Source organism: Pelotomaculum isophthalicicum JI (assembly GCF_029478095.1).
GTDB classification, from domain to species: Bacteria; Bacillota; Desulfotomaculia; order Desulfotomaculales; family Pelotomaculaceae; genus Pelotomaculum_D; species Pelotomaculum_D isophthalicicum.
The window spans coordinates 1-10,161 of sequence record NZ_JAKOAV010000057.1; the positions used below are offsets into that span (position 1 = coordinate 1).

Genomic DNA, 10,161 nt, shown 5'->3' on the forward strand with positions numbered 1-10,161 from the left:
AAAGAAGCTTTGAGAGAGCATCTGTCTTTGTCTGGGCAGAAACTGGAGGAGTTTATAAGTCAGTTTATTTCCTCTCTGCCCTCGTTTTTCAAGGATCGATTACAGCTTTCGGTCTGCGAAAGTTGAGTTATTAATTGTACGTAGTGCAGTTTTAGGTTGAATATTTCAGGGGCATCGAAATAAGGTGGTGATATTTTGATGGAGGGTTGTTAAATGCAATGGTTAAGTAAAAAGAATATGATTACTACAGTCTTTATCCTGATTCTTGTTACAATTTTTTGCTTATCAAAAAAATCAGGAATGCTTGAAAACCCAACAGCAGAGGGATTACGGGACTATATAGCTTCTTTTGGTGTTTTGGGACCTATTGTTTATATGACAATGTTTTCAGTAATCCCGGCAGGTTCAGTTATCGCAGTTGCAGGGGGAATGGCCTTCGGAATATACTTTGGAACCTTGTATACAATTATTGGGGCTATTATTGGTGCAACAGTTGCCTTCTATATCTCCAGGCTGTTGGGAAGAGGTGTAGTTGAAAAGCTTGTTAAAGGGAAAATGCAAAAATTTGAGGATGGAATTGAAAAGGGTGGTTTTCTTCTAATTTTAATTATGAGGCTTATTCCCATAATACCCTTTAATGTAATAAGCTATGGAGCAGGACTTACCAGAATTAAATATACTGACTACATATTCTCTACAATGATTGGTATTATCCCAGGGGTTGTTGTTTTTACAAACCTGGGGGACAAGGCATTATGCGTCAGATCCCTTGAATTTATGTTATCTGTTGGAATACTGGCTTTGATGGTTATAATGTCTATCCTCTTGAAGCGAAGATTTTCTTTTGAGGAGCTGCAAACTAGGTTTTACATGTACAGGATACAGAAAAAGTGAACTAACGCTAAGATCTGTTTTAAATAGGTTTTTAATAAACTGTTTTATAAAAAATTAAAGATTTGAAATTAATGGAGGGGCAACGATGAAAAAAGCATTATCCATAGTTTTAACGCTTTTATTTATTATGGTGTTATCAGCCGGATGTAATTCTCAGTCGGCAACCCAAAGCGCAACGACAAACAAGGAATTCAAATTGGGTGAACTTACGGACGCAAAGACCATGGTAGTAAATAAGGACAAGAAAGAAATCCAAATTCTAGCGGAAGTAAACGGAAAGTACTTAACAGAGTCAACCAGACATGGCGTAGTTTTTAAGGATGGAACGAACGGTGAAAAATCGGTTTTAAGAGGACTTGCTAATCAGTTTGATTTCTACAACGCTCTTATTGAAATAGGTGCCAAGCCGGGAAACAACATTTCATTAGATGACATGAAAAAAGCAGAAAAAAGCGTTGAAGGTTCTAAGCTTAATGTATTTGTTACATGGAATGGACTGGGCAAAGAAATACCCTTCAGCGATATATTAAAGGCAACTGAAAAGAGACCTATGGATATACGATTTGGTGGAAACCTTGAAAATGCAACGAACCTTAAAACAGGGTGCATTCTATGCTTGGATAGCTGTGCAGTTGGTATTGCAAGCGACGCTGCATTTAAAGCCAATGAACTTGAAATAAAAAAACAAGTTAAAATCACTGGCAATCCGGACGTTCTTCCGAAGGATGGAACTAAGGTTGCAGTAATATTCAGACTTGCAGATTAGTTAATAAGCGGCAGGTAAGGGATAATATCTCTTACCTGTTTTAATACTTATTATAACGGGGAGTTTTATGAAATTATTTGTGCTAATTTATAATGGATTTATATGGGGTCTGCTAGCAGCTATTATAGCCATTAACAGCCTTTGGCTCGACATGAGAATTAGCGTTGGTCTGATTATTCCGTTGGTAATATTGATTTCCATAATTGCTGGTTTATTGACCAGAAAGCAAGTGATCATAAAGAGAAGCTTTACTCTGGCGAATTTCATTTTATGCTTCATTCTGGCTTTTTTAGTTTTGGGAAGCAAAAGATTGACTGTTGTGCCTGCATCCATAATTAGAGAAAGTATAAAAATGACAAAAATTAGATTTTCTGTCATTGATCTAATTTTAATAATATCTTTAGCTTTAGGCCTAATTTTAATCTGGATATGGAGACCAACGAGCAAAAATTAAGGTGCATTCGTTACTGCAACAAATTAAAAGCAGAACTAATTACATCTTGAGGTTAAAACGGAGGTTTTTGCTTTGTGGTATTTGGCCTGGCGAAATACCGTAAGAAGACGAAGTCAGTCTATGCTAACTGTTATTATTACTGCTTTAACAATATTTATCTTTGTGATTGTTTTTTCGGTTTTCTTAATGATGCAGGAAGGATTGTCACTTTCCAGTAAACGTCTGGGAGTTGATGTCATTGTCCTTCCCGACCTGGCGAAGGCTGATGCATACCAAACCTTGTTCACAGCAAACCCGGCCAATGTTTATATGCCAAAATCCATAATTGAGAAGCTTTCTAACATTGAAGGCGTTGAACAAGCGAGTCCCCAGTTTTTCACCCAAACCCTTACGGGTGGATGCTGTAGTTATGGAGAAGAAATTCGCCTCGTGGGATATGATGAAAAGACCGATTTTATCTTGAAACCTTACTTTAATGAGCAGAATTTCGATAGATTAGAAGATGATCAAGTTATTATTGGTAGTAAGGTTGAAGCTCATCTGGGCAATGTAGTGGCGATTTTAGGAAAGCCTTTTACGGTTGTAGGAACACTTTATCCGACCGGGAGCGGAATGGATGGAACTATATACTTAAATATTGATGTAGCACGAAAACTGGCGCGAGACATTCCAGAACTACAGCATTTATGGAAGGATGCTCTACCAGATGATCTTATTTCTTCTATTCTAATTAAGACCCAAAATAGTACCAGTAAAACTGAAGTGGTTGATGAAATCAAGCAGTCCGGTCTGGGAGTGCAAGCTGTTGCAACCAGCGAAACAATTAATAATGCGAGAAGTCAAATAGATATAATCAGTAAAGTCATTTTTGGATTATGCCTTTCTTCGCTAATGATTACCGTTTTGTCACTTATTGGACGGTTTAATTCCCTGGCCAAAGAACGAAAAAGAGAAATCGGTCTCCTGAGAGCCATAGGAATACAGAAAAAACAGATATTCCAGCTTATTATGAGCGAGGCATGGCTTATGGCTTTTATCGGTGGAGTGCTGGGAAGTCTCCTTGCTTGTATCTGTGTTATTCCAATTCTGGGAATATTAGAAAGCGCATTTGTTTTACCATCTGGAATATGGACCTGGTCAACAGCTTTAAAAAGTGGATGTTTCGGCGTTTTAGTCGCAATATTGTTAGGCTTTGTTGCATCGGTTTACCCTGCATGGAAAAGCGCAAGTTTAGATCCTCAAGAGGCTATTACACAGGGAGCGCTAGAATAAATGGAAATATGCAAACTCCAAAACGTTAGCAAAAGTTACATGATGGGGGAAAAGGTTAGTCCACTACAAAATATTAATCTCGTGGTAAATACAGGTGATTTCATTTCCATAGAGGGTTCTTCCGGGATAGGTAAGAGTACACTGCTCTATGTTATGGGCAGTTTGCTGAAAATCGATGAAGGTAAGCTTTACCTGGATAACAAGGATGTCAACTCACTGACTGATCAGCAGCTAACTAATTTACGAGCAGAAAAGATAGGTTTTATCTTTCAGGAAAATAACCTGATTCAAGCACTTACATTACAGGAAAATCTTGAGTTTGCTCAAGCACTGGGTAAAAAACGCATAACTGATTCACAAGAAATTGTTACGTTGATGGAGCGCTTGGGACTATTAGAACGGAAGGATTATCTTCCAAATCAGCTTAGCGGCGGTCAGAGAAGGCGCGCTATGATAGCCCGTGCGCTGATTAACCACCCTTCCCTTATCCTTGCTGATGAACCAACAAATGATCTTGACGATTTCTGGGCTAACGAAATTGTCCAGTTATTCGTAGAAGCAATTAATAAGGGTTGTGCGGTTGTTATTGTGACTCATAATAACAAATGGGCAGCAGAAGCTACCGTCCAATATAGGCTGAAGTATGGGAAATTAGCTTTGCTTGACAAGTAACACCTGGGAAAATTAAACGTTTTTTAGGAGAGGCTAAAATGAAAAAGAACTTATCAAAGCTTATTCTGGGGACTGAGTTGCTCGCGTCATTGCTTATCTTGGGTTCAATTTTTATCTGGGCTCCTGTCTGTGATGGATTGCTTACTTTACAAAACGGCACCATGGTACATATGAAATGCTTTTATACTGGGCAGGTTTCCATTGTATTGGCAATAATCTTACTCTTTGCAGCTATTGTGGCTTTTTTCTCCAAAACGGATCATAACAAGCTCCAGTGGGTTATTATTGTAATTGGAATTATGATTATAGCAAATACTTTTGAATCGGTGATTGGTATTGGTATCTGTAAAAACACGGCAATGGCATGTCATGCTACATCTGCGTGGCTAAGGGGCAGCGGTGTTTTAGTTATTATAAGTGGCCTTTTTGATATCTTTGCTAATAGCAGTAAAACAAATAAACTTACTTTGTAAATATGATCTCAGGTATGATAAAGCACATGATGAAAATAAAAGCCCGAGGTGCAGTGTTTGCATTCGCGTTGCATTTTGTCTTCCCGGGCAGTAATTACAACATTTAACCAGGGAATTATCCTTTTGCAATGATAAGGAAGGGAGAAAAACTTATGCAACCGCAACAGGCTACTAAGATAGCCATGCGAGAAATGAAAGGAGGCAATAATTGCTGCCGGTCAATAGTTATTGCTGCCTGTCAGGTTTGGAACATAGGAATACCGGAAGGGGTTTTAGATGCTGCCGCTCTTTTCGGTGAGGGAATGCACTCGGGATGCTCCTGCGGTGCTCTCACCGGAATGATTATTGCTTCCGGTTTGAAGGCCCGTAGCCAGCCGGAGGCGAATGGCCAGCAGATCGCCAGCATCTGCATGACAGGTTCAAAATGACCTTTGGAGCTACCTGTTGCCGGGCTATCAAGAAAAAAAGGAGTCTGCTGGAAAAATTGGGCAACCGGGCCTGTATAGATCTCACCGGCAAAGCTGCCGCCATTCTGGTACAGCTTTGGGAGGAGTGGGGGGGAAATGGGCGAACGGCAAATGTTTTTACACGCTGATTCACGTATCGAGCCAGGCTTACTGAAGGAACTTGTGACAGTGGTTGAAAATGGTGCTGCATGGGGCTGCGCTACTTTGGAATTCGATAACCAGGCCATTTTCTATATTATATTGTCCTGGTTTTCCAACCTTCGTTCGCGCATATTTAACAGTTGCTATGGCGATCAGGCCGTTTACTGCCGCCGTAACTTCTATTACCAGATAGGCGGCTATCCCGATTGGCCGTTCCTAGAGGATGTAGAGTTTTCCAGGCGCGCCCGCTTGCGGGAAAGAGGCAGAATCATAACCGCGAAAGTGACCAGCAGTGCCCGACGTTTCGAAAAACAGGGGCGGGGGAAAACCCTGCTTTTGATGCAGTGGATCAAACTGCTTTTTGCGTTAGGATTATCGCCGCAAAAACTGATTATGTTATACCGGTAACAAGAATTTCGCCACAAAAACGTTTGGAGACCATGCGTAATGCGAAAAAGGCGGGATTACTGCTGGGAACCTGCCTGGAACCAGTTGAACCGGAACATAGCACGGAGGAACTCGTAGAAAAGATATTGATAACAAGAGAGGTTCATCCCGTCTTTAGTAGAGCGGCCCGTCGTATCAGCATACCGGGAAGTCAGTTGGAAAAACACGGAATGGCGAGCGAGTTGCGCATGACTCAGATTCTGGCGGTGGTCCGTCTGGCCATGGGACATGATGTGGCTGGTAATTGCACTCATGAACCCTGTGTTTCAGGAGCTATGGCGGGAGCGAATCTTCTATGGGCGGAAGCTGGTTCAAATCCGCGAGATATGGCTAGTGATACTGAAAATAGCAGGGGATTTAGCCCGGTTCGATGTCGGGAAATATTCAATGAGGCGGAATGGCCAATACTTGATGGACCTTCCCGTTTCTTTAGTAGAGTTGATTAGAATATAGGTCTATTCCCTTGTAAGGAGGATGCAATGAATGAAAAAAAACTGGTGGGATAACTGGTGGTTCAAATTATCATTGATTCTAGCGCTGGTATGTCTTTACTATTTGGTAGTGCCTTTCCACAACGCTATAAATCAGGCTGTGGCGGTGTTGTCCAAGGTCAATATCCAGGTTGCCAAGGATTATATACTATCATTTGGAGTTTGGGCTCCCATTATATCCTTTTTACTTATGGTTTTACAGTCAGTGGCCGCGCCACTACCTGCATTCATTATTACTTTTGCCAACGCTGGCCTGTTTGGCTGGGTTAAAGGCGCGATTCTATCATGGTCCAGCGCCATGGCTGGCGCTGCTTTATGCTACGCCATCGCCCGAGTATACGGCCGGTCTGTGGTGGAGAAGTTTACCACCCGGTCCGCCCTGCGTGAGGTGGATGTCTTTTTTGAACGCTACGGCAAGTGGGCTGTATTAATTGCACGCTTATTGCCTTTTGTATCTTTCGACGTAGTTAGTTATGCAGCTGGTCTTACATCAATGGGTTTTTGGGAATTCTTCTGGGCTACCGGATTGGGACAGCTTCCGGCCACCATAGTGTATTCCTACGTTGGAGATATGCTGGTTGGCAGCGTGAGAACTGTAGTATTTGGCCTTCTCCTGGTGTTTGCTCTTAGCGCTTTTGCTTTTATGTTCAAACAGATATGGCAGGATCGACATAAAATTAAAAATCAATCCTAAGATGGTTGTATGGAATGCGGCGCATGTGCAAAAAACTGTCCGTTTAATGCGATAGAAGTTAAACCGGGTGTTGGTTGTGCGCAAGCGATTATTAAGAGATGGCTGACTGAAACTGAGCCTAGCTATGACTGTTCAGGCGGCAGCGATAGCAACGGGTGTTGCTAAATAAATATCAGAATAACCCGACATAATAAATAAGGATTGTTTATAAAAGCGACATGCCCATCATTATACTTGACATATAGTATAGGGGGGTATACTATATAATTATAGTTTAAAGGTGGTGCTGACTGTGAATGATATTGAGAAAAGGCCTTGCTCCAGTTGCCTAAGCGCAAACGGAGAAAAAATCAGAAGCTGGCGTGATGAAAAAACCGTGCAGGAACTTACCAATCGCCTCAATCGTATTGAAGGTCAAATAAGGGGGATCAAGCGAATGATTGAGGAAGGTGTTTACTGCGACGACATATTAAACCAGATATCTTCCGCCCAGTCGGCATTAAACGGTGTTGCTAAACTGCTTTTAGAAAAGCATATGAGATTCTGCATAAAAGAGCAAATCATAGCCGGCGACGATAAGGTTATTGATGAGTTGATGAATACTATTTTCAGGATGATGAACAAATAACGGGGGGCTCCTTGTTAGAGATATGCTGAAAAAAGAATCATTCAAAATTGCGGGGATGTCTTGCGCAGCATGTGCCGCAAGAATAGAAAAAAATTTCAAAAATCTGGAAGGCGTTAACCAGGCTAATGTTAATTTTGCCGTGGAAAAAGCCACGGTTGAATATGACGACAAGCTTGTCGATCCGCAAAAGTTTGAGATTCTCGCGGAAAAGCTGGGCTATGAAGTGATCAGGGAAAAAGCGGCGGAAGAAAGCAAGGTCGACCTTGTGCTCAAGGGTATGACCTGTGCCGCTTGTGCAGCCAGGATTGAGAAAAAACTCAGCAGACAGAACGGAATTATCAAAGCCGCTGTTAATCTCGCGACGGAAAAAGCATCAGTGGAGTATGACCCGGCAGAAATAAAAGTTTCAGATATGATTAAAGCAGTGCAGTCTTTAGGTTATGACGCTGAGAAAGCAGAGGATGCGGCAAGGGACCGGGAAAAAGAGCTCAGGGAAAAAGAAATACGAACCCTTCAGATTATCCTGGTCATCTCCATTTTGTTGAGTTCTCCTTTGTTGTTGGCGATGGTATTGATGATCGCCCACCTTGAGACTGCCTGGCTGGCCATACTGCATAACCAGTATTTTCAGTTGGCCATTGCCACACCCATTCAGTTCATCGTCGGATTCAGGTTCTATAAATACGCGTTTTATGCTTTGAGAGCCAAGAGCGCCAATATGGATGTACTGATTTCCATGGGTACGTCAGCGGCGTATTTCTATAGTCTGTACAATGTTTTCTTCCAGACTGCGCCGGAAGGCATGATGAAAGACCTGTACTTTGAAGCGTCGGCAATACTTATCACCCTGATTTTCTTGGGAAAATACCTGGAGGCTGTGGCAAAAGGAAAAACCTCCGAGGCGATCAAGAAGCTGATGGGCTTGCAGGCTAAAACCGCGAGGATAATCCGTGACAGTGTGGAGCAAGATATTCCGATCGAAGAAGTTGAAATAGGAGATATCGTTATTGTCAGACCCGGTGAGAAAGTCCCTGTTGACGGAAAGATTACCGAAGGAAATTCGTCCATTGACGAATCCATGCTTACCGGAGAGAGTCTGCCGGTCGAGAAAAAAACAGGAGACTTGGTGATCGGCGCCACTATAAATAAATATGGAACATTCAAGTTTGAAGCGACAAAAGTAGGCAAGGATACGGCACTTTCACAGATTATCAAAATGGTGGAAGACGCTCAAGGTTCAAAGGCCCCGATACAAAAAATCGCCGATCAGGTTTCAGGCGTTTTTGTACCGGTTGTTGCGGGGATTGCCGTCCTGACATTTGCGATCTGGTACTTTGGCAGCGGTGACCTGACCAAGGCAATTATCAGCGCGGTTGCCGTGTTGGTGATTGCCTGTCCTTGCGCGTTGGGACTTGCCACCCCCACAGCCATCATGGTGGGCACAGGCAAAGGCGCTGAAAACGGCATACTCATCAAAGGCGGAGAACACCTGGAAACGGCTTATAAGCTGAACGTTGTCGTAATGGACAAGACAGGCACCATTACCAAGGGACAGCCGGAAGTTACAGATATTATCGCGTTGGGACAGTTAAATAAAAATGAACTGTTGAAAATGGCGGCCATAATAGAAAAAAGGTCCGAACACCCGATCGGAGTAGCTATTTTCGAAGAAGGCAAAAAGATGTTCGGCAACATACCAAACCCCGATAAGTTTGAGGCTATCCCAGGCAGAGGCGTTATGGCTGAGGTTGAAGGAAACATATTCCATATTGGAACCCGAAAACTGATGAACGAAAAAGGTATTGACCTGGGGAACGTTGAGCCTACCATTGCAAAACTTGAGGATGAAGGTAAAACCGCCATGCTCATGTCAAAAAACAATGCCGTACAAGCTGTTATCGCCGTCGCAGACACCTTAAAAGAAAACTCGAAAGAGGCCATTGAGGATTTGCAGCGGATGGGTATTGAAGTATATATGATTACAGGTGATAATCAGAGGACTGCGCGCGCCATCGCCAGGCAGGCAGGGATTACGAACGTTTTGGCGGAAGTCCTGCCCGAAAACAAAGCGGAAGAGGTTGAAAAGCTGAAAGCTGAAGGGAAAGTGGTCGCCATGGTTGGGGACGGAATTAATGACGCGCCCGCGCTTGCTACCGCCGATATAGGCATGGCCATCGGCACGGGGACGGATGTGGCGATTGAGGCCGCGGATATTACCTTGATGCGCGGAGACTTGAGAGCGATAGCGGCGGCCATACGTCTTTCCCGTAAAACGATGAATAAAATCAAACAAAACATGTTTTGGGCGTTTTTTTATAATGTTATCGGCATACCTTTCGCGGCATTGGGATTTTTAAATCCGATGATCGCCGGCGGCGCTATGGCGTTCAGTTCCGTATCGGTTGTGACGAACTCACTGAGCTTAAAGAGGTTTAATCCAAATAAAAATTATTAAAATGGAGGTTATAGTTATGTCAAAAGAAGTTAAAACTTTAAATGTCGAGGGAATGTCTTGCAGTCACTGCGAGCACAGTGTAAAGAAGTCAGTGGGGGCTCTGGCTGGAGTAGACAGCGTGGCTGTGGATTTAGTAGGCAAAAAGGTTACAGTAGAGTATGATGCTGAGAGGGTAGATCTTGTTGCCGCTCAGTTTCCCTATCGGGAAATGAATAGTTTTTTCTTGCCAAAGGGGGCGGTAATCTGAGACAATAATTGACGTGTGCAGCCGGAGGTTGCGCCGACAATCATTATGTCAGGAGCAGCG

Annotated in this window: 14 protein-coding genes and 1 pseudogene; all 15 read left to right on the forward strand. The window is 42.9% G+C overall.

What is annotated here, in order from left to right; translation table 11 throughout:
• Nucleotides 1–213: 213 nt before the first annotated feature.
• Complete coding sequence (locus tag L7E55_RS16890; RefSeq protein WP_277445532.1) at nt 214–894, forward strand: TVP38/TMEM64 family protein; 681 nt, start codon at nt 214–216, stop codon at nt 892–894.
• Nucleotides 895–979: 85 nt separating this feature from the next.
• Nucleotides 980–1,660 (forward strand): YdjY domain-containing protein, encoded by a 681-nt coding sequence (locus L7E55_RS16895; RefSeq protein ID WP_277445533.1) that lies wholly within the window; start codon nt 980–982, stop codon nt 1,658–1,660.
• Between the two features lie 67 nt (nt 1,661–1,727).
• Nucleotides 1,728–2,114, forward strand: a complete 387-nt coding sequence (locus L7E55_RS16900) for a hypothetical protein (protein ID WP_277445534.1) — start codon at nt 1,728–1,730, stop codon at nt 2,112–2,114.
• 72 nt (nt 2,115–2,186) lie between these two features.
• A complete protein-coding gene (locus L7E55_RS16905; protein WP_277445535.1) occupies nt 2,187–3,386 on the forward strand; it encodes an ABC transporter permease in 1,200 nt (399 codons plus the stop codon).
• Nucleotides 3,387–4,058, forward strand: coding sequence for an ABC transporter ATP-binding protein (locus L7E55_RS16910; protein ID WP_277445537.1), 672 nt, complete (start codon nt 3,387–3,389; stop codon nt 4,056–4,058).
• 38 nt (nt 4,059–4,096) lie between these two features.
• Nucleotides 4,097–4,531 carry a DUF4418 family protein gene (locus L7E55_RS16915; RefSeq protein WP_277445539.1) on the forward strand — a complete coding sequence of 145 codons (435 nt, stop codon included), beginning with the start codon at nt 4,097–4,099 and terminating at the stop codon, nt 4,529–4,531.
• A 152-nt stretch (nt 4,532–4,683) separates the two neighbouring features.
• On the forward strand, nt 4,684–4,959 hold the full coding sequence (locus tag L7E55_RS16920; RefSeq protein WP_277445541.1) for a C-GCAxxG-C-C family (seleno)protein: 276 nt from the start codon (nt 4,684–4,686) through the stop codon (nt 4,957–4,959).
• Entirely contained in the window at nt 4,956–5,126 is a 171-nt protein-coding gene (locus L7E55_RS16925) for a hypothetical protein (protein WP_277445542.1), read from the forward strand. The genes L7E55_RS16920 and L7E55_RS16925 overlap by 4 nt, the downstream gene beginning before the upstream one ends.
• Nucleotides 5,095–5,547 (forward strand): hypothetical protein, encoded by a 453-nt coding sequence (locus L7E55_RS16930; RefSeq protein WP_277445543.1) that lies wholly within the window; start codon nt 5,095–5,097, stop codon nt 5,545–5,547. The genes L7E55_RS16925 and L7E55_RS16930 overlap by 32 nt, the downstream gene beginning before the upstream one ends.
• A gap of 32 nt (nt 5,548–5,579) precedes the next feature.
• Nucleotides 5,580–6,032, forward strand: coding sequence for a hypothetical protein (locus L7E55_RS16935; protein WP_277445544.1), 453 nt, complete (start codon nt 5,580–5,582; stop codon nt 6,030–6,032).
• A gap of 37 nt (nt 6,033–6,069) precedes the next feature.
• Nucleotides 6,070–6,771 (forward strand): TVP38/TMEM64 family protein, encoded by a 702-nt coding sequence (locus tag L7E55_RS16940; RefSeq protein WP_277445545.1) that lies wholly within the window; start codon nt 6,070–6,072, stop codon nt 6,769–6,771.
• A pseudogene (locus L7E55_RS16945) lies at nt 6,772–6,936 on the forward strand (4Fe-4S binding protein); the annotation flags it as partial. It lies immediately after the preceding gene.
• A 127-nt stretch (nt 6,937–7,063) separates the two neighbouring features.
• Nucleotides 7,064–7,399, forward strand: a complete 336-nt coding sequence (locus L7E55_RS16950) for a metal-sensitive transcriptional regulator (protein ID WP_420852069.1) — start codon at nt 7,064–7,066, stop codon at nt 7,397–7,399.
• A gap of 22 nt (nt 7,400–7,421) precedes the next feature.
• The gene (locus L7E55_RS16955) at nt 7,422–9,854 is read left to right on the forward strand and encodes a heavy metal translocating P-type ATPase (protein ID WP_277445546.1); all 2,433 of its coding nucleotides are present in this window, start codon (nt 7,422–7,424) and stop codon (nt 9,852–9,854) included.
• A gap of 16 nt (nt 9,855–9,870) precedes the next feature.
• Nucleotides 9,871–10,101 (forward strand): cation transporter, encoded by a 231-nt coding sequence (locus L7E55_RS16960; protein ID WP_277445548.1) that lies wholly within the window; start codon nt 9,871–9,873, stop codon nt 10,099–10,101.
• Nucleotides 10,102–10,161 lie beyond the last annotated feature (60 nt).